Annotated in this window: 16 protein-coding genes; 8 read left to right on the plus strand and 8 right to left on the minus strand. The window is 74.0% G+C overall.

What is annotated here, in order from left to right:
- The first annotated feature begins 274 nt into the window (after nucleotides 1–274).
- Nucleotides 275–784 carry an FBP domain-containing protein gene (locus tag IT780_RS01050; protein WP_199509437.1) on the plus strand — a complete coding sequence of 170 codons (510 nt, stop codon included), beginning with the start codon at nucleotides 275–277 and terminating at the stop codon, nucleotides 782–784.
- Between the two features lie 436 nt (nucleotides 785–1,220).
- On the opposite strand, the gene IT780_RS01055 is transcribed toward IT780_RS01050, so the two are convergent.
- Nucleotides 1,221–2,084: a class I SAM-dependent methyltransferase gene (locus IT780_RS01055; RefSeq protein ID WP_199509438.1), complete on the minus strand. Its 864-nt coding sequence runs from the start codon at nucleotides 2,082–2,084 to the stop codon at nucleotides 1,221–1,223.
- Between the two features lie 139 nt (nucleotides 2,085–2,223).
- Between IT780_RS01055 and IT780_RS01060 the strand changes: the two genes are divergently transcribed.
- Nucleotides 2,224–2,958 carry a nucleotidyltransferase domain-containing protein gene (locus IT780_RS01060; RefSeq protein WP_199509439.1) on the plus strand — a complete coding sequence of 245 codons (735 nt, stop codon included), beginning with the start codon at nucleotides 2,224–2,226 and terminating at the stop codon, nucleotides 2,956–2,958.
- Nucleotides 2,959–2,988: 30 nt separating this feature from the next.
- On the opposite strand, the gene IT780_RS01065 is transcribed toward IT780_RS01060, so the two are convergent.
- The 4 genes from IT780_RS01065 to IT780_RS01080 form a co-directional block, all read right to left on the minus strand.
- Entirely contained in the window at nucleotides 2,989–3,660 is a 672-nt protein-coding gene (locus tag IT780_RS01065; protein WP_199509440.1) for a GNAT family N-acetyltransferase, read from the minus strand.
- A gap of 7 nt (nucleotides 3,661–3,667) precedes the next feature.
- Entirely contained in the window at nucleotides 3,668–6,670 is a 3,003-nt protein-coding gene (locus IT780_RS01070; protein WP_199509441.1) for a putative bifunctional diguanylate cyclase/phosphodiesterase, read from the minus strand.
- 90 nt (nucleotides 6,671–6,760) lie between these two features.
- The gene (locus tag IT780_RS01075; RefSeq protein ID WP_199509442.1) at nucleotides 6,761–7,807 is read right to left on the minus strand and encodes a Gfo/Idh/MocA family protein; all 1,047 of its coding nucleotides are present in this window, start codon (nucleotides 7,805–7,807) and stop codon (nucleotides 6,761–6,763) included.
- Between the two features lie 9 nt (nucleotides 7,808–7,816).
- Entirely contained in the window at nucleotides 7,817–8,851 is a 1,035-nt protein-coding gene (locus IT780_RS01080; protein ID WP_199509443.1) for a LacI family DNA-binding transcriptional regulator, read from the minus strand.
- Between the two features lie 107 nt (nucleotides 8,852–8,958).
- Between IT780_RS01080 and IT780_RS01085 the strand changes: the two genes are divergently transcribed.
- The 4 genes from IT780_RS01085 to IT780_RS01100 are packed head-to-tail and all read left to right on the plus strand — an operon-like array spanning nucleotide 8,959 to nucleotide 14,175.
- Nucleotides 8,959–10,872, plus strand: a complete 1,914-nt coding sequence (locus IT780_RS01085; RefSeq protein WP_199509444.1) for a discoidin domain-containing protein — start codon at nucleotides 8,959–8,961, stop codon at nucleotides 10,870–10,872.
- Nucleotides 10,873–10,932: 60 nt separating this feature from the next.
- On the plus strand, nucleotides 10,933–12,357 hold the full coding sequence (locus tag IT780_RS01090; protein WP_199510027.1) for an MFS transporter: 1,425 nt from the start codon (nucleotides 10,933–10,935) through the stop codon (nucleotides 12,355–12,357).
- Nucleotides 12,358–12,388: 31 nt separating this feature from the next.
- Nucleotides 12,389–12,997, plus strand: a complete 609-nt coding sequence (locus tag IT780_RS01095) for an HIT family protein (protein WP_199509445.1) — start codon at nucleotides 12,389–12,391, stop codon at nucleotides 12,995–12,997.
- The gene (locus IT780_RS01100; protein ID WP_307830985.1) at nucleotides 12,994–14,175 is read left to right on the plus strand and encodes an amidohydrolase family protein; all 1,182 of its coding nucleotides are present in this window, start codon (nucleotides 12,994–12,996) and stop codon (nucleotides 14,173–14,175) included. The genes IT780_RS01095 and IT780_RS01100 overlap by 4 nt, the downstream gene beginning before the upstream one ends.
- Here the strand turns inward: IT780_RS01100 and IT780_RS01105 are convergent.
- The gene (locus IT780_RS01105; RefSeq protein ID WP_199509446.1) at nucleotides 14,102–14,578 is read right to left on the minus strand and encodes an MmcQ/YjbR family DNA-binding protein; all 477 of its coding nucleotides are present in this window, start codon (nucleotides 14,576–14,578) and stop codon (nucleotides 14,102–14,104) included. The genes IT780_RS01100 and IT780_RS01105 overlap by 74 nt on opposite strands.
- Nucleotides 14,579–14,633: 55 nt before the next feature.
- On the opposite strand from IT780_RS01105, the gene IT780_RS01110 reads away from it, so the two are divergent.
- A complete protein-coding gene (locus tag IT780_RS01110) occupies nucleotides 14,634–15,026 on the plus strand; it encodes a nuclear transport factor 2 family protein (RefSeq protein WP_199509447.1) in 393 nt (130 codons plus the stop codon).
- 18 nt (nucleotides 15,027–15,044) lie between these two features.
- Here IT780_RS01110 and IT780_RS01115 read toward each other — a convergent pair whose 3' ends face one another.
- A complete protein-coding gene (locus IT780_RS01115) occupies nucleotides 15,045–15,752 on the minus strand; it encodes a DUF1775 domain-containing protein (RefSeq protein WP_199509448.1) in 708 nt (235 codons plus the stop codon).
- Nucleotides 15,745–16,182, minus strand: coding sequence for a hypothetical protein (locus IT780_RS01120; protein ID WP_199509449.1), 438 nt, complete (start codon nucleotides 16,180–16,182; stop codon nucleotides 15,745–15,747). Before IT780_RS01120 ends, IT780_RS01115 begins: the two co-directional genes overlap by 8 nt.
- 92 nt (nucleotides 16,183–16,274) lie before the next feature.
- Here IT780_RS01120 and IT780_RS01125 point away from each other — a divergent pair, with 92 nt between their 5' ends.
- Nucleotides 16,275–17,189 carry a 5'-3' exonuclease gene (locus IT780_RS01125; protein WP_307830986.1) on the plus strand — a complete coding sequence of 305 codons (915 nt, stop codon included), beginning with the start codon at nucleotides 16,275–16,277 and terminating at the stop codon, nucleotides 17,187–17,189.
- Nucleotides 17,190–17,261: the final 72 nt, after the last annotated feature.

Below are 17,261 nucleotides of genomic sequence, written 5' to 3' on the forward strand. Positions count from 1 at the left end.
GGACGGGGCCGGGCCTGCATGCGGCGGGTTTAGACGTGCCGGTCTGGACGGGGCCGGGCCTGCATGCGGCGGGTCTGGACGGGGCCGGTCTGGACGGGGGCGGGCCTGCATGTGGCCGACCTGCATGTGGCCGGCCCGGTCGGACAGCGCCGGACGGTTCGCCGGGTCGGTCTTCCACGGGGCCTTCCACTTTCACGGCACGCGTCCCGGGCACGCGCCGCGGCCGGCCCAAAATCGGCTGACCGCCGCCGGGCGGCTCGCCTACCCTCGCCGGGTGGAACCCCTCGATGAACGCGCGATCCGCGCCTCCTTCGTCAACTGCAGCAAGGGGGACGCGTCCCGGATCCGCATGCCCGCGGGCTTCGCCGACGGTGCCGTGCCGTGGGACGACCTCGACTTCCTCGGCTGGACGGACCCGGGCGCGCCGCAGCGGGCGCTGCTCGTCGTGCCGGGCGAGCCGGACCCGACGGGTCTGGTGCTGCGGCGGCCCGGGGCGGTGCGCTCCAGCGCGATGCGCTCGAGCATGTGCCGCATCTGCCTGACCGACCACGCGGCCTCGGGCGTGGCGCTGTTCGTGGCCCCGCTCGCCGGCCCGGCCGGCCGCCGCGGCAACTCGGTCGGCGAGTACCTGTGCGCGGACCTGGCCTGCTCGCTGTACCTGCGCGGCCGGCGGCAGCCCAGAATGCGACTGGTGCGGCGCGAGGAGACGCTGTCGCTGGCCGAGCGCATCGACCGGGCGATGACCAACCTGGCCGCCTTCACCAACCGGGTCCTCGCCGGTTGACCCGGCGGCGCGCAGCGGGCGGCGACGTCGGCCGGCGGGTTGGAACGACGGCGCGCGCCGGCCAGCAGGCGGCGGCCAGCAGGCGGCGGGGCTGCGCGCGGCGGCCAGCAGGCGGCGGGGCTGCGCGCGGCGGGCAGCGGCGGGCGGCGGGGCTGCGCGCGACGACCAGCGGCGGGCGCCGGCTGACGGATGGCGAGGCAGCGGCGACGACCAGCGGCGGGCGCCGGCTGACGGATGGCGAGGCAGCGGCGACGACCAGCGGCGGGCGCCGGCTGACGGATGGCGAGGCCGCGGCGACGACCAGCGGCGGCCGAAGGCGAGCTGGGACAACAGCGAGCGGGCAGCGAGCGGGCAGCGGGCGGCAGCAGGTGGCAGCAGGTGGCAGTGGGTGGCGCGCAGCGGGCAGCGGGCAGCAGCGGGTCGCGGCGGGCGGTCGTCAGGACCGGTCGGCGACCGCTATCCGGCCGTGCTGCAGCGACCGCCGGTGCCCGGTCGGCGAACCGACCTGTTCCGCGACCTCCATCAGGTGCACGTCCGCGGCGACGTGGAAGCCGTGTCGTCCCAGTAGCTCGGCCATCGCTTCGGGCGTCCATGTGGAGCGCCACGGTTCGCGGGACCAGACGCTGCGCCGGCCGGCCGAGGCGGTGAGCGCCCGGGAGACGAGCCGGCCCAGGGCCGCCGACGGCATGGGTCTCTGGTAGTTCACGATGAGGCGGCCGGCCGATGCTGAGCATTCCGCGACCTGCGCGACCGTCGCCGCGACCTGTTCCGGTGTCAGGTACGGCACCACGCCCTCCCAGACCCAGGTCGTCGGCAGGTCCCTGCGATGCCCTGCCGCCGCCAGCGCCGTGCCCAACGGGTCGTGTCCCAGGTTGACCGCCACGTAGCTCGGCGGCCGGCCGGGCAGGTCCGTGGCGCGGTCGCGTTTGTCCTGCTGAGAGGCCGGATGGTCGACCTCGAAGACGGTGAACTCCGGCATCCGCCAGGCGCGGCCGTCGAGCCCGGCGCCGAGGATCACCAGCTGCGGGTGGGCGGCCGCGCGGACGGCGTCATCGATGGCCACCGTACGCGGGACGATCATCTCGGCGTGGGCGCGTACCGTCTCGAAGTCGAGCCGTTGCGGCCACGGCCGGGGTCGCGCGTCGTCGCGTACCCATTGGACGGGTTCGCGTTCCGCGGCCCGCAGCAGTGTCATGGCGACGGGGTCGGCGAAGCGGTCCGGCGCCAACAGGCCGTCGGCGGCCGCCCGGCCCTGGCAGACCATGACCGCCGTCCGGCTGGATTGCAGCGTCCCGGTCATCGCGGTCCACGCCCCTGAAGTGCCCCTGCCCGTCCGGCCTGCTCAGTCATCGCGTCCCCCGATGGTCGTCGTTGCCACCGACGGTAGTGCGCGGCGCCGCGGGACGCCGCTGACATCTGTCACCAATAGACTGCGCCGCATGACGGTCGGCGTGCGCGCTGTCGCGGAGTTCGGTGAGCAGCTCGCGGCATTCGGCTGGGTGACCGATCTGCTGGTCGCCGGCTCGCTGGCGACCGGCGACCACGTGCCCGGCGTGAGCGACCTGGACCTCGTCGCGCTGACGGAAGGGCCGGTGGCCTCGGCGCGGCAGCGGGAGTTGGTCGCCCTGCACCGCCGGTTCGACGACGGTCCCGCGGCGGGCCTGCGGCTGGGCTGCGTGTACGTCGACAGCGCCCGCCGAACTGATCCCACGCTGCCGCACCCGACGTGGACCCACGGGCTGTTCGTGCAGCGCATCATGTCCGGGGTCACCCGTGCGGAGCTGGTGCGCCACGGGTACGCCGTGTTCGGCCGCGCGCCCGGCGAGGTGCTGCCGCCGATGAGCGACGACGACGTCCGCGAGGCCGCCCGCGCCGAGCTGACCGGCTATTGGGCGTGGGCGGCGCGCCGGCCGTGGTTGTGGCTGGGCCCGGGACTCGCCGACCTCGGCCTGACGTCGATGGCGCGCGGCCGGTACGCGCTGCAGCACGGCGACCTGCTGACGAAGAGCGCGGCCGTCGAGCGGATCGACGCGCCGGCGTGGCTGGTGACGCAGGTCCGGGCCCGGCGCCGCGGACAGGCCGTCGCCTCGCCACGGTTGGGCACCGCACTCGTCGCCTGGCGAGACGCCCGGCGAACGGTACGGCGAGCACTCAGCACGCCGCCGCCGGCGTAAGACGCACGCTGCCGCCGACGTGGAACGCGATCAGGCGGCCGTCGCGGACATGAACCGGACCTCCGTACGCGGGCTGAACCCGAGCCTCCGGTACAACCGCACAGCCCCCACGTTGTCCGCCGCCGCGTGCAGGAACGGCACCTCGCCCCGGCCGCGGATCCCCGCCGCGACGTGCGCCACGAGCCGGCCGGCCAGCCCCGCACCCCGGTACGCCGGATCCGTGCACACCGCGCTGATCTCCGTGTACCCCGGCACCCGCATGCGTTCACCGGCCATCGCCACGAGCACGCCGTCGCGGCGGATGCCGGCGTAGACGCCGAGCTCGATGGTGCGTTTGCGGAACGGTCCCGGCCGGGTCCGCGCCACCAGGTCCAGGATCTCCGGCAGGTCCGTCTCGCCCAGCGGCTCAGCGGACGGGTCCACGGCGCCGGCGTCATCGGTGCCGACGAGCTGGACTCCCGGTACGCCGCCGTCGGACACCCAGCCCGGTGGCGGGGTCAGGCCCGGACCGGCGAGCAGTGCCCGGTTGCCGGGGCCGATCAGGGTACGCAGGTCGTCCCAGGCGCTCTCGTCGGTCGGGTCGTCGACGGCCGCGAACGGGCTGACCTCCGGGTCGTAGCGGGCGCTGCGGCCGTACCGGTCGGCGTGGCCGGCGTGCGGGCCGCTCAGCGCGGCCCACACCGGGTTGTCGAGAACACTCACGCGCCGATTATGCGGCGAGGGCGGACTCGGCCAGCGCGGGCACCTCGGCCGGCCAGACCGGCTTGGAGAACAGGTATCCCTGGCCGTAGGGGCAGCCCATGCCGGCGAGCATGGCGCGCTGGGCCGGGTCCTCGATGCCCTCGGCGACCACCGTGAGGTCGAGGTGGCGGGCCAGCGTGACGATCGCGTCGACCAGGGCGCGCTGGCGGCCGCTGCCGAGGATGTCGTCGATGAACGACTTGTCGATCTTCAGGACGTCGACGGGGATCTGCCGCAGGTAGCTCAGCGACGAGTATCCGGTGCCGAAGTCGTCGATCGCGATGCGTACGCCCAGCGCCCGCAGCGTCTCCAGGTCGGCGCAGACCTGCTCGGCGTCGCGCAGCACCAGGCTCTCGGTGATCTCGAGCAGCAGCCACTCCGGTTCGGTGCCGGTCTCGGCGAGGGCCGCGCGGACCCGGTCGACGAAGCCGGGCTGGCGGAACTGCCGCGCCGAGACGTTGACGCTGACGTAGCGCGGGGACGATTCCGGTGCGGTGGCGCGCCACTCGGCGATCTGGCGCAGCGATTCGCGCAGCACCCATTCGCCCAGGCCGACGATCGCGCCGCTCTCCTCCGCGAGATCGATGAAATGGTACGGGCTCAGCAGACCCCGCTCCGGGTGCTGCCATCGTACGAGCGACTCGACGCCGACGACGTCGCGGGTGTGCACGTCCACGATGGGCTGGTACTGCAGCACGAACTGGCGGGCGTCGATCGCCTCGAGCAGTGAGGTGCGCAGCGCCAGCCGTTCCACCATGGCGGTGTGCAGGTCGCTGCGGTAACGCTGCCAGGTGCCCTTGCCGGCGCCCTTGGCGAGGTAGAGCGCGAGGTCGGCGTGGCGCAGCAGCTCGGTGGGGCTGCCCGCGTCGGCGCTCGTGGCGACGCCGACGCTGGCCGCGCCGCCGACCACGTGGGTGCCGCCGAGGCCGTCGCTGATCTCGAACGGTTCGGCGAGCACGGCGACGATCCGTTCGGCGGTCCGCTCGGCCGCCGTGGCGTCGCCGGACTGGGCGATCAGGATGGCGAACTCGTCGCCGCCCATCCGGGCGGCCGTGTCGCCGGTCGCGACGGCAGCGGCGATGCGTTGCCCGACCGCCACCAGCAGCTGGTCACCGACGGCGTGCCCGAGCGAGTCGTTGACCTCCTTGAAGTCGTCCAGGTCGACGAAGAGCACGCCGAGCTCGGCGCCGTCGCGGCAGGACCGGGTGAACGCCTCGTCCAGCCGGTTGCGGAACAGCGCGCGGTTCGCCAGCCCGGTGAGGCCGTCGTGGTACGCCTGGTGGGCCAGGTCGTTCTCCAGCCGGCGGCGCTCGGTCACGTCGCGGACGGTCAGCACGATGCCGCGGACGGTCGGGTCGTCGCGCAGGTCGCGCCCGGTGCACTCGACCTGCAGCAGCCGCCGGTCGGCGCACACCGCGGTGAGGTCGACGCCGTCGCCGAGCCCGCTGCGGGCCCGCTCGAGGGCGGCGGCGAGGCGGTCGTGGTGGGTGTCGGCGACGAGCCGGGTCAGCGGGGCGCCGGTGAGGTCGGTCCAGCCGAAGAGGGCGGCCGCGGACGGGCTGGCGTACCGGATGCGCTCGTCGTCGCCGACGATGAGGATGACGTCGGCCGCGCTCTGGATGAGGGTCCGGAAGTACGCCTCGCCGTCGCGGCGGCTGATCTCGGTGGCCAGCTCGATGCGCTCGACGACCATCGCGACCTGCCCGACCAGGGCCTGCACGGCCGGGCGTACGGCGCGCAGCGTGGCGAGCGGGGCCTCGAGCCGCACGGTGCGGCGCCGGGGCGGGTTGCCCGGCAGCACGATGGCGGTGTGCAGCGCGTACGGGGTGTCGCCGCCGGGCGCGATGGTGACGCCCAGCTCGACGGTGGTGGCGTCGGGCAGCGGCTCGGGCTCGCCGGTGCTCAGCGCGTACGGCCGCTCCGCGGGCATGATCATGGCGATGGCGTCGCGGACGGCCGCGAGCACGTCGTCACCGGTGGCGGCCGCGGCGAGCGCCGAGGTCGCCCGGCGCAGGGCGTGCTCGCGCTCCTGGCCCTGGCGCTGCTCGGTGATGAGCCCGGCGACCCGGGCCATGACCAGCACGAACATCAGCGCGGATCCGGCGGCGATGACCGGCGCGTCGGTGACGCCGCCCTGCAGGTACTGGGCGAGCAGCACGGCCGGGGCGATGAGGGCAGCGACCGTGAGCAGCGCGAGGTGCCGGCCGCCGGCGGGTACCGGCGCCGTCGCGGGCGTGCCGTCGCCGGTGAGCCGGGTCATGGACGGGTGCAGCGCGGCCCAGCCGGCGGCGGCGTAGAAGATGATCCAGCCGAGGTCGACCGGTCCGCCGACGGCCCAGTTGCTGTCGAGGCGGGCCAGGCCGTAGACGACGTCGGAGAAGAGCACGCCGACGATGCTCAGCGAGAGCAGGCCCAGCGCGGCGGGCTTGCGCCCGGGTGCGGTGAGCAGCCGCAGCAGGATCGCCAGCGCGAGCACGTCGCCGAGCGGGTACGCGACCGACACCGCCTTCTCGGCCAGCGTGAGGTCGGTGGCCCGGGTGTACGGGGCGATGAGGTACACCCACGACAGCAGACCGAGGCTGACCGTGGGCACGAGGGCGTCGAGCAGCGCGGCGCGGTTCGCCTCGCCGGAGCGGGCCCGGATGAAGAGCGCGAGGCCGCCCGCGAGCAGCGGGTAGACGAGCAGGTAGAGCACGTCGGAGGGGCCGGGGAAGGGCGCGGGCAGGTTCAGCGCGGTCTGCGCGTAGTAGATCGTGTCGCCGGCGACGAAGAAGACCAGCGCGACGGCGATGAGGTACCACGGCAGGCGCTGGGCGGGCCGGTGGGCGCGGACGCCGACGGCCACGGCGGCGGCACCGGAGAGCCCGATAGCGGCCCAGGAGAACACGTGCGAGGCGGGCCAGGCGTAGTAGGTCGCGGTGAGCGCGGCCATCCACGCGGCGAAGCACGCGCGAGCGTATCGCGTCGTCATGCGGGCTCCGTCCGGACGGTGGGGCGCTGTCCTCTCCGGGATCGGCATGCGGGCGGTGCTTCTGAACCGGGACGCCGGACGGCAACCGGTTTACGCCCAGGCTTCCACCTGCGTGGTCACCGTACGGTCGGTGGCGGCGGCCTCCTCGGCGGCGAGCGCGACCAGGTGGTCCTGGGCGCCGTCGGCGAGCGGGTACGGCGCCGGCCCGTCGCCGCGGACCCAGACGGCGGTGGCGTCGAGCAGGGTACCGATGGCGATCTCCTCGTCCATCCAGCGCCGGCCCGGGTACGGGTTGCGGTAGAGCACCTCGCCGCCGAACGTGATCGTGTCGGTGTCGAAGCCGTCGAGGTCGAGGTCGTAACCGGTCTGCCGGCGTACCAGCGGTGTCCGCACGATCGTGCGCGGGCCGGTGAGCCGGACCACCTCGTCGTCGCGCAGCTCCCCGTGGCTGCCGCGCACCACGAGCCGGCGGAACCGCAGCTGGTTGTGCCACTGGTTGTCGGTGAAGTCGTAGAGCCCGGACATCCCGTCGCCGAAGTCCATGGTCGCGATGATCGTGGACGCCGGCTTCGGGTCGGTGTCGTCGGTCCAGCCGTCGCGGGTGAGCGGGTCGACCAGGGGCGCGGTGGTGCGGGTGGCGCGGACGGTCACCGGCCCGCGCCCGGCGCCGAGCAGGCCGCGCATGAGCGAGACCGCGTGGTACATGTGCGTCGAGGACACCTGCACCTGGCTGGGCGTGCCGATGAGGCCGCGGCGCACCGCCTCGGCCCGGGCGGCGTGCGAGGGCACCAGGAGGTACTGCTCGGCGACCTGCACGAGCCCGGACTCGCCGACGTCGGCCCACAACCGGCGCAGCCCGTCGGCGTCGGACGCGGGCGGGGTCTCGGCGAGCACCGGCAGGCCGCGCTCGACCGCCTCGGTGATCACGCCGGGGTTGGCGTCCCAGGACACGGCCGTGACGATGAAGTCCGGCCGGGCCTGCTCGACGCACTCGGCCAGCGACCCGTACGTGGGCACCGCCAGCGACCGGGGGCTCCGGACGACCGTGCCGACGCAGTCGACCGTGTCGAGCCCTTCCGCGACACGCCAGAACATCTCCGCGCGCCATCCGGCGCCCACCGTTGCGAAGGAGGTCACGGCCGCACCCTACCGGGTGGGTACGGCCCCGGTGGAGTCCCGCACGACCAGCTCGGTGGCCAGCTCGACGTGCAACGCCTGCACCCGGTGCCGGTCGAGGACGCGCACGAGCAGCGAGACCGCCATCCGGCCGAGCTCGGCGAGCGGCTGGCGCACGGTGGTCAGCTGGGGGCTGGTGGCGCGGCTGAGGTCGATGTCGTCGTACCCGGCGATGGACAGGTCGTCCGGGACCCGCAGCCCGCGCTCGGCCGCGGCCTGCAGCGCCCCGATCGCGGTCTTGTCGTTGAAGCCGATGATCGCGGTCGGCGGCTCGGTGAGGTCGAGCAGCTCGCCGGCGGCACGCCGGCCCCACGCGACGGTCGGCTCCACGTGCCGGACCAGCCCCGGAGCGGCCAGCACGCCGGCGTCGGCGAGGGCGGCCGCGTGCCCGGCGAGGCGCGCGTCGCTGGCGAGCCACTCGTCCGGCCCGGCGATCACGCCGATGCGGCGGTGGCCCAGCGAGGTCAGGTGGGCGGTGAGCGCGCGGGCCCCGGCCGCGTGGGCGGCGGAGACGGCGAGCGTGTCGCGTGGCGGCGGCACCCGCGGGTCCACCACGACGAACGGGAACTGCCGCGCGCGCAGGGCGGCCAGGTCCTCGGCGGGCTCGGGCGGGAGGATCAGCACGGCCCCGGCGATGCCGGGCCGGTTCGGCAGCCGGGTCAGCACGTGCGCCTCCTGGGCGGCCTCGCCGGCGTTGAGCAGAACCGTACGCCCGTGCAGCTCGAGCGTCTCGGCGACCGAGGAGACGATGACGCCGAAGTAATCGGTCAGCAGGTACGGGCACCGCACGAACACGGGCCCGGTGGCGGCCCGGGCGGCGGCGCGCGGCCGTGGTCCCGCGGCGCCGAGCCGCTCGAGGGCCTGCTCGACCAGCTCCCGGGTCTCAGGTGCGACGTTGCCGCGGCCGTTGAGCACCCGCGACACGGTGGCGATCGACACGCCGGTGGCGGCGGCGACCTCCCGGACGGTGCCCCCGCCCCGACTTGTTACATCGCCTTGTTTCATGGGTGGCAGCGTACTGCCGCCCAGCAGGTCTTGACAGGACCGTTTCGCGCTTGTTTCCTGACCGTGCCATCGATACCTGTTGTTTCATAGTGTTACAGAGGAGTGCCATGAGGCGGCGAGCGTTCGGCGCGGCGGTCACCGCCGCGGTCCTGCTGCTCTCGGCCGGGCCCGCGCCGGCCCACCGGGAGCGCGTACCCCAGGCGAGGGTCTGGGTCACCACCCCCGACCGGGCCGAGCAGCTGCACGAGCGGGCGCCGGTCTCCTTCACCCGCGGCGGCAGCGACCTGACGACGATCACGGTCGACCCCGGCACCCGCTACCAGCGCATGGACGGCTTCGGCGCCTCGCTGACCGATTCCGCGGCGAGCGTGCTGTACCGGCTGGACCCGGCCGCCCGCGACGCCGCGATGCGCTCGCTGTTCGACCCGCGGCAGGGCATCGGCGTCAGCTTCCTGCGCCAGCCGGTCGGCTCGTCCGACTTCACCGCCGCGCCGCAGCACTACACGTACGACGACGTGCCCGCCGGGCGGACCGACTTCGCCCTGCGGCACTTCAGCATCGCCCACGACGAGGCGCAGATCCTGCCCCTGCTGCGCCGGGCCCGGCAGCTCAACCCCCAGCTCACGATCATGGGTACGCCGTGGAGCCCGCCGGCGTGGATGAAGACGAGCGACTCGCTCATGGGCGGCCACCTCAAGGACGACCCGGCGATCTACGACGCGTACGCCCGCTACCTGGTCAAGTACGTCCAGGCGTACGCGCGGGCCGGCGTGCCGATCGACTACCTGACCGTGCAGAACGAGCCGCAGAACCGTCACGACGGCGGGTACCCCGGCACGGCCATGCCGGTCCCGCAGGAGGCGAAGGTCATCGAGGCGCTCGGGCCGCTGCTGCGCCGGGCCAGCCCCCGGACGAAGATCCTCGGGTACGACCACAACTGGACCACGCATCCCGGGGACGTCGCGACCACGCCGCCCGGTGAGGACCCGGAGACCGACTACCCGTACCGGCTGCTCGCCTCACCCGCCGGTAAGTGGCTGGCCGGGACCGCGTACCACTGCTACTCCGGCGACCCCGGCGACATGAGCAAGCTGCACGAGGCGTACCCGGGCAAGGGCATCTGGTTCACCGAGTGCTCCGGCTCGCACGGGGAGAACGACACCCCGGAGCAGATCTTCCGCGGCACGCTGACCTGGCACGCCCGTACGCTCGCCGTCGGCACCACCCGCAACTGGGCGAAGTCGGTCATCAACTGGAACATCGCGCTCGACAGCACGGGCGGCCCGCACCTCGGCGGCTGCGGCACCTGCACCGGGCTGCTCACCCTGCAGGCCGACGGCAGCGTCACCCGCGACGCCGAGTACTTCACCATCGGGCACCTGGCGAAGTTCGTCCGCCCCGGCGCGGTCCGCATCGCCAGCACCTCGTTCGGCACGGTCGGCTGGAACGGCCAGATCATGGACGTGGCGTTCCGCAACCCCGACGGCTCCACCGCGCTCGTCGTGCACAACGAGAACGACAACCCGCGCTCGTTCGCCGTGGCCGTCGGCGACCACACCTTCGAGTACGAGCTGCCGGGCGGGGCCCTCGCCACGTTCGTGTGGCCGCGCGGTTCCTTCGGCTCCGGTGCGGAACGGCTGATCACGGTCGACGACGCCACCGCCACCGCCTCGCCGGCCGGTGAGAACCCGGCCGCGGCCGTCGACGGCGACGCCTCGACCCGCTGGTCCAGCGGCGCCGCGCAGCAGCCCGGCCAGTACCTGCAGGCCGACCTCGGTACGCCGCAGTGGTTCCGCAAGGTCGCGATCGACAGCGGCGACAACCTCGGCGACTACGCCCGGGCCTGGACGCTGAGCGCCAGCACCGACGGCACCCACTGGCGCACCCTGGCCGAGGGCACCGGCACCGGACAGCTCACCACGGTCGGTGTGCCGCTCACCCGGGCCCGGTACCTGCGCGTCACCAACACCGGTACCAGCGGGAACTGGTGGAGCATCGCGGACCTGCGGCTGTACCGGTAGTCACGGTTTCCCACCGGCCCGTGCGGGAACCACGGGCCGGTGACCAGCCGTTGGAAAGCCATGACGGTGGCGCTCGTGGCGGGGTTCATGACCCTGCTCGACGTCAGCATCGTCAACGTCGCCCTGCCGTCGATCCGCGCCGACCTGGACCTGAGCCCCGGCGGCCTGCAGTGGGTGCTGTCCGGGTACGCGCTCACGTTCGGGCTGCTGCTCGTGCCCGCCGGCCGGTTCGGCGACGCCCGCGGCCGCCGCGACGTGTTCATCGCCGGCCTGGCGGTCTTCACCCTCGCCAGCGCCGCGGCCGGCCTCGCCACCAGCGCGCTGTGGCTGATCATCGCCCGGCTGGTGCAGGGCGCCGCGGCCGGCGTGGTCAACCCGCAGGTGTCCGGCCTGGTCCAGCAGCTGTTCGAGCCGCGCGAGCGGGGCCGCCCGTTCGGCCTGCTCGGCGCCACGATCGGCATCTCCACCGCGGTCGGCCCGCTGCTCGGCGGGCTGCTCATCCAGCTGCTCGGCGCCGAGCAGGGCTGGCGCTGGATCTTCTTCATCAACGTGCCCATCGGCATCGCCGCCATCGTGCTCGGCCGCCTGTGGATCCCCGCCCGCAGCCCCGAGGAACAGGAACGCGAAAGCCTCGACCCGGCCGGCGTGACCCTGCTCGGCGTCGGCGTCTTCCTGGTCCTCCTGCCGCTGGTCCAGGAGCGCGAATGGCAGGGGCCGGCCAAGTGGCTGCTGCTCGTAGCCGGTCTCGCGGTGCTCGGCGGGTTCCTCGCCTGGGAACGCCGCTTCGCCCGCCGCGGCGGCACGCCGGTGATCGAGCTCGGGCTGTTCGGGATGCGGTCGTACAGCCTTGGCGCGCTGATCGGCTTCTTCTACTTCGCCGGCTTCACGACCATCTTCTTCATCTACACGCTCTACCTGCAGAGCGGGCTGCGCTACAGCGCCCTGGCCGCGGGCGTGGCCATCACACCGTTCGCCATCGGCTCGGCCGTGGCGGCCGGGCTCGGCGGCCGCGTGGTCAACCGCTTCGGCCGCCCCCTGGTGGCCACCGGCCTGGCCCTGGTCGCCGCCGGCCTCGCCGCGACCGTGGTGGCGCTGCACTTCGTGCCGGGCCACAACGCCGGCTGGGCGGCCGCGCTGCCGCTGCTCGTGGCCGGCATCGGCAGCGGCCTCGTGATCAGCCCCAACCAGACCCTGACGCTCTCCGAGGTCCCGGTCCGCCGGGCCGGCAGCGCGGGCGCGGTGCTGCAGACCGGCCAGCGCATCGGCACGGCGCTGGGCATCGCCATGGTCGGCGCGGTCTTCTTCAACCGCCTCGCCACGAACGGCGGCAGCTGGTCCCTGGCCTTCCGTACGGCCCTGCTGGTCACGATCGCCTTCGTCGTGGTGGCGCTCGCCGCGGCGCTCGCGGACGTCCGCGCCGCCCACCGCGCCGACGCCGCCGAGGCCACAAAGAGCCCTCATCGGGAGGCGGCCCGCGTGGGCTGAGCCCCGAGCGCTGCCGTACTACCGTGCGCGCATGGCACTGTCCCCTGAGGAGTTCTACGACCATGCCCTCGCCGCCGCGGACGGTGAGCGGCGGCTTCCACTGGCGCGCATGACGAGCTGGGACATCAGCCCGTTCGAACAGGACGGACTGCGAGTCTCGCCGCTGCGCCCGCCGGTGCTTCCCGAGACCGCCCGGCACGGCGAGGACCCGGCGGACTGCCGGAACTGCCGCGACCGGGACGAGGGGATCTGGTTCAACGATCGCTGGCGGCTGGCCCGGGTCCCGGGGGTGGGCGTGCCGCTGGTGCTCATGCTGTACCCGCGCGACCACCACGACATGGCCGACCTCCCCGACGAGCTGGCCGCCGAGCTGGGGCTGCTGACCACGCGCATCGTGCGGCACATGCAGGCCCTTCCGCACGTCTCGCGGGCGCACGTCTACCGGATCGGCGACGGCGCCGCGCATCTGCACGTCTGGTTCTTCGCCCGGCCCGAGGGGCAAGCCCAGCTGTACGGATCCTGGCTGGTGGTTTGGGACGACCTCCTGCCCGAGTACCCGGCCGACGTCGCCGACGCCGATGCCGCCACGGTGGCCGGCGCGCTGATCGGCTCCCACGGCGGCCGGCGGGATCCGGCGTGAGGTCCGCGCTGCTCGCGATCCGCTCCGGCGCCCTCTTCGACAGTGTGTCCGGGTCCCTCCTGCCCGACCCCGTGGTCATCGTGGACGGCGGGACCATCGTCTCCGTCGGCAGTGGGACGCCGGTGCCGCCGCACGCCCGGGTCGTCGACCTTCCCGGGGCGACCCTGCTGCCCGGGCTCATCGACACCCACGCCCACCTCGCGTTCGACGCCGGCGCGGACCCGGTCTCCGCCCTCGCCGCGCGTGACGAGGAGCAGGTGCTCGCGGCCATGGCTGCTGCCGCCCGTACGGCCCTGCTCGGCGGCGTCACCACGGTGCGCGACCTCGGCGACCTGCACTACCTCTCGCTGCGGCTGCGCGGCCGCGAGGATCTCCCCACGATCGTCGCGGCCGGGCCGCCGATCACCACGCCCGGCGGGCACTGCCACTTCCTCGGCGGCGCGGTGGAGGCGTCCGGGAACGCGGTGCGTGCGGCCGTGGCCGACCGCGCCGGGCGCGGCGCCGACGTCGTCAAGGTCATGGCCAGCGGCGGCCGGATGACCCCCGGCACCCGGATGGAACAGTCCCAGTTCCCGCCCGCGGTGCTGCGTGCTCTGGTGGACGAGGCCCACCGGCGCGGCCTGCCGGTCGTCGCGCACGCCCACGGCACCGCGTCGATCCGCGAGTCGCTGGACGCCGGCGTCGACGGGCTCGAGCACGTCACGTTCTGGAGCGCCGACGGCGTCGACGAGCCGGGTGACCTGATCGGCCGCATCGGACGCAGCCGGGTCCCCGTCGGGATCGTCGCCGGCAACGCCCCCGTGCCCGGCGCGGTGACCTCCCCGGCGGTGCGGGAGCGGACGCCGCGGATCATCGCGAACTTCCGGGGCCTGCACGAGGCGGGTGCGCGGCTGCTCGTCGGTACGGACGCGGGCATCGAGGTGAGCAAGCCGCACGACGTGCTGCCGTACGCGATCGCTCAGGCGAGTGACGTGGTGCTCGGCCCAGTGGGCGCGTTGCGCTCGGCCACGTCGGTCGCCGCCGCGGCGTGCGGACTCGCCGGGAGCAAGGGCCGGCTGGCGGCCGGCTTCGACGCGGACGTTCTGGCGGTGGACGGCAACCCCCTCACCGATCCCGTGGCGCTGCGCCGCGTCCGGGCTGTCTTCGCCCGCGGGCAGGCTGTGGCTGCCGGTCGGTGACCATCAGCCCGGGGAGCCGGGCGATGAGGAACTTCGGGGCCATCTCGCAGTAGCTGTCCGTGAGAAGCTCGGCGATCTCCGTCCAGTCGGTGTGGTCGCCGAGGACGGCGGCGGCGACGTTGTGTCCCCAGTCGGCGCGGAAATACGGGAAACCGTCGGCGGTCAGGCCGAGCAGGTCGTCCGCCGGTACGCGGAACGTCAGCAGGATCGCCTCCGTGAACGGCCGGCCGGGGCGCACCGGGGCGCGGCCGGGCCCGGCCTCATACACGTGGGCGATCGTGCGCTGCCGGATCCGCCAGCGCACGCCGATCCAGGCCGGTTCCTCGTGCGTCTCCGGCAGCGACCGGCAGATCGATCGCAGCCGCTCCAGGATCGCGGACGGAACGTCCCCAGGTGCCGACATGGGCCCGACCGTACCGGCCACCTGTGACATTTCCGCCGGCCCGTACGCTCGTGCGGTGACCGACTTTCGCAGTGCGGTGGAAGCACGTGACCCCGACGCCATCACGGCGACCCTGGCCGGCACCGTGGTTTTCCGCAGCCCGGTGGCGTTCAAGCCCTACCCGGGCAAGGCCATCACCGCGGCGATCCTGCGCGGCGTGCTGCGGGTCTTCGAGGATTTCCGGTACGTCCGCGAGCTGAGCGGCGACGGCGGCCGCGACCATGCGCTGGTGTTCGAGGCGCGGATCGGTGACGTCGCGGTCGAAGGCTGCGACTTCCTGCACCTCGACGAGAACGGCCTGATCGACGAGTTCACGGTGATGGTGCGGCCGCTGTCCGCCGCCCAGGCGCTGGCCGCCGCGATGGCCGCCCAGTTCGACCGGATCCAGCAGGAGGCGGCCGCCGGCTGAGCTGCGGCGCGCCGGTCGTCAGGACCGGTCCGGGCGCCGCCGCCGCAGGAGGAGGACGGCACCGCCGGCCACGACCAGCGCGCCCACGGTCACCCAGACCCACCACAGTGACGTGCCACCGTCGTCCTCGACGGCCGCCTGGGCGGGCGCCGGCGTGGTCGGCGCGACGCCGGCCGGAGCCGGCCCGGAGGCGGCGGGAGCCGACGTGGTCTCCGACGGCGTGGCCGAGGTGACCGGCGCCTTCGGGCCGGGCTTCAGGGTCACCAGGGGCGCCGGGTTGTCCGGCTCGTCCGCCCCCGCCTTCTGGATCTCGATCCAGCGCGAGACCTTGCCGTCCCCGTACGTCTCCAGGGTCTTGAACGACAGCCGCGTCTCGCCGTCGGGCAGCTTGGCGATCTTGACCTTCCACTCCGCGTCGGCGCCGACCTTGAGCGCCTTGCCGCCGACGGTGAACCCGTCCGCGCCGCGCGTGAACGTCCACCCGGCCGGCGCCTTCACCAGCGTCACCGTGGCCGGGTAGATCCCCTCGGGCAGCACGACCCGCTCGCTCTTGATGCCCGCGGACGTGCTCTCCGCCTCGCCGTGGAAGGTCAGCGTCACGTCGGACGCCCCGGCCCGGTCCTTGTCCGCGCTCACCTCGACGTGCGCGGCGGCGGGACCGGCGAGCGCCAGCACCCCCAGCCCCGCGAGAGCACCGACCGCGGACCACCGGAACCCGTTACGCACCCTTGACCACCTTCGTCTGATCTGTCGTCTGCTCGCTGTGCCGGTCGAAGCCCCAGCCCACTGCCACCGTAGTGCCGACCGTCGCCTTGTCCTTGGGTGGCTCCGTCCGGGCCGGTGCGGCGGTGATGCCGATCGCGCCCAGCGCCGCCGTCACGATCATGACCCACTCCTGGGCGTCGATGCGCTCGTCGAGGATCACCACCGCGGCGACGTTGAGGCCGGCGAGCAGCATCGCGACGACGCTCTTCGTCCACGGCCGGTCGGGAGCCAGCGGCACGAGGTAGACCCCCGCCGCCGTCACCACCGCGATCGCGACGGTCACCCACTCCGGGCGGCCGATCCGGCCGTCGCCGGAGAGCAGGGGGATGATCACGTACGCGACGGCGTACAGGAAACCGATGATCGCCTTGCCGTACTTGTTGACGAACATGGATGAACAGGGTGCCAGAACCGGCCCGTGCGGCTCGCAGGGGTCCGGCCGGATCCGGCGCGTTGTCGTACCCCGGGACTAAGGTCGGTGCCGTGACCGAGCGACCTCTGCTGGCCGTCGACGCCCCCAGCCTGTATTTCCGCGCGTTCCACGGCATCCCCGAGTCCGCCGCTAGGACGGAGGCGGGGGAGCCCGTCAACGCCGTCCGGGGCTTCGTCGACATGCTGGCGCAGCTGATCCGCACCCGCCGCCCCGGCCGGGTGGTGTGCGCGCTCGACGCGTCGTGGCGCCCGGCGTGGCGGGTGGCGCTGGTGCCGTCGTACAAGAAGCACCGCGTGGCCCACGGCGACGTCGAGGAGGTCCCGGCCGCGCTGGAGAAGCAGATCCCGGTCCTGCTGCAGGTGCTCGAGGCCGTCGGCATCCCGGCGTTCGGTGTCGACGGTTACGAGGCCGACGACGTGCTCGGCACGCTCGCGGCGACCCAGCCCGCCCCGGTCGAGGTGGTCTCCGGCGACCGTGACCTCTACCAGCTCGTCGACGACGCCCGGGGCACCCGGCTGCTCTACTGCGGCCGCGGCGTCGCCAAGCTCGAGGACAGCGACGACGCGGCGGTCCAGGCGAAGTACGGCGTCCCCGCCCGCTGGTATGCCGACTTCGCCGCCATGCGCGGCGACCCGAGCGACGGCCTGCCCGGCGTGCCCGGCGTGGGGGAGAAGACGGCTGCCCGCCTGATCGCCCGCTACGGCGGCATCGACGAGATCCTCGCCGCCCTCGACGACCCGGCGTCCGGCTTCGCGCCCGGGCTGCGCACGAAGCTCCTCGCGGCGAAGGACTACCTGGCGGCTGCCCTGCCGGTGTGCAAGGTGGCGCTCGACGTGCCGCTGCCGGCGTTCGACCCGGCCCTGCCCCGGGCGCCGAAGGACGACGAGGCGCTGCTGGCCCTGGCGGCGCGGTGGAATCTGGCGGGCTCGGCCCGGCGGCTCGTCGACGCGCTCGCCGCCGCCTGAGCACGGCATGTAAGGGATCGTGCACGATGCGTGAGAATTGCGACCGAGGCCGGGCTGACAGGAAAACCTAAC

The organism is Nucisporomicrobium flavum, from assembly GCF_016464385.1.
Classification (GTDB): domain Bacteria; phylum Actinomycetota; class Actinomycetes; order Mycobacteriales; family Micromonosporaceae; genus Actinoplanes; species Actinoplanes flavus_A.

Coding starts and splice junctions, on each gene's coding strand:
- IT780_RS01055 (WP_199509438.1), bottom strand. CDS start 2,084: ATGACCGGGACGCTGCAATCCAGCCGGACGGCGGTCATGGTCTGCCAG.
- IT780_RS01060 (WP_199509439.1), top strand. CDS start 2,224: ATGACGGTCGGCGTGCGCGCTGTCGCGGAGTTCGGTGAGCAGCTCGCG.
- IT780_RS01070 (WP_199509441.1), bottom strand. CDS start 6,670: ATGACGACGCGATACGCTCGCGCGTGCTTCGCCGCGTGGATGGCCGCG.
- IT780_RS01080 (WP_199509443.1), bottom strand. CDS start 8,851: ATGAAACAAGGCGATGTAACAAGTCGGGGCGGGGGCACCGTCCGGGAG.
- IT780_RS01085 (WP_199509444.1), top strand. CDS start 8,959: ATGAGGCGGCGAGCGTTCGGCGCGGCGGTCACCGCCGCGGTCCTGCTG.
- IT780_RS01090 (WP_199510027.1), top strand. CDS start 10,933: ATGACGGTGGCGCTCGTGGCGGGGTTCATGACCCTGCTCGACGTCAGC.
- IT780_RS01095 (WP_199509445.1), top strand. CDS start 12,389: ATGGCACTGTCCCCTGAGGAGTTCTACGACCATGCCCTCGCCGCCGCG.
- IT780_RS01105 (WP_199509446.1), bottom strand. CDS start 14,578: ATGTCGGCACCTGGGGACGTTCCGTCCGCGATCCTGGAGCGGCTGCGA.
- IT780_RS01120 (WP_199509449.1), bottom strand. CDS start 16,182: ATGTTCGTCAACAAGTACGGCAAGGCGATCATCGGTTTCCTGTACGCC.